We start from the raw sequence: 1,208 nt of genomic DNA on the forward strand, positions 1-1,208 counted from the left end.
ATCGACAAAAACACAACCCTGATAAACCGAAAGATCTCTATCCTTGAGGGTATGGACTCCCCAACGTTTAGCCGGTAAACCCGTTAGTTTTACCAAAGCGACATTTTCCTGATGGGAGAGAGTACCCGCATAGACTATATCGCAGTGAATATCGTACTGTTCGGCGATAATTTGATAGGCCCAGGCACTAGAAAGAGCATCGGGATCCGGGAAATCCTGCATCACCACAATTTGATTTTCGCCACGATGATTTTCCAAAGTACGTCGCAGGCGATCGATCAGGGAAATAAGTAGGGTATCATTACTAACCGTGACTGGAGGAAGGGGACATACTGCCGACGCTTCCCCTACCACTACATCGGTTTCGAGGGACTTGGCAGGAACTAGACTCAGTAATTCAGCCATCATTTTTAGAAAAGTTCGCTTAAAGGTAGATTCAGTCAGGATTTTTTGAGTTAATTAATTCTAGACGATATTCTCGCTCGATCGGTTCATCTCAATTATTAAGCTTTTCTCGCCCCTAGCTCCTTACTCTGGGGCCATAACTCTAGTCTATCGAAAGACCTCTCCTGTTTGTTCTGGGAGAGCGGTTAGGAGTGAGGGCAATTAACCATCGCTGCCATTACTTGAGAAAAATGATATAACTGGACTTCCCCACTTCCCCACTTCCCACTCTCCCATACTTTTTAAACAGGATTTAGAATCACCACCGTCCCTAAATATTTGCTCCGATTTTTTATAGTAAAGTTATACTATTAAGGAAGCAAAGACGAAACTCTAGGGTTAAGCAATGGTTAGACAACTCGACGACAGCCCGAAAACCGCAATCGTCTATCCCGATAGCGACGGGAAACCGATGACCGATAATACAAGACAATTTCGCTGGATTACGACGATTAAAGCGAATTTAGACTGGTTATTTGCCAATAATGCCGATGTTTTTGTCGCCGGTGATTTACTCTGGTATCCCGTGGAGGGAGATAATAAGACTCGACAAGCACCCGATGTCATGGTAGCTTTTGGCAGACCAAAAGGGGAAAGGGGTTCCTATCAACAGTGGAAAGAAGACAATATCCCCCCGCAAGTGGTTTTTGAAATTCTCTCTCCGGGTAATACCCAAACGGAAATGACCAGAAAACTACTGTTTTATGACCGTTATGGTGTGGAAGAATACTACATTTATAATCCCGATAAAAATGATTTGGGTG

General features: G+C 43.9%; 2 protein-coding genes. One reads left to right on the forward strand and one right to left on the reverse strand.

Translation table 11 applies throughout. From position 1 onward, the window contains the following. On the reverse strand, positions 1-408 hold a 408-nt coding region (locus PX484_RS10850), incomplete at its 3' end, for a DHH family phosphoesterase (protein WP_502882730.1). A 382-nt stretch (positions 409-790) separates the two neighbouring features. On the opposite strand from PX484_RS10850, the gene PX484_RS10855 reads away from it, so the two are divergent. Then, the coding region (locus PX484_RS10855) for a Uma2 family endonuclease (protein ID WP_288103806.1) at positions 791-1,208 on the forward strand (418 nt) is incomplete at its 3' end.

The sequence above is a fragment of the Microcystis sp. M49636_WE2 genome (assembly GCF_030065375.1).
GTDB classification, from domain to species: Bacteria; Cyanobacteriota; Cyanobacteriia; order Cyanobacteriales; family Microcystaceae; genus Microcystis; species Microcystis aeruginosa_C.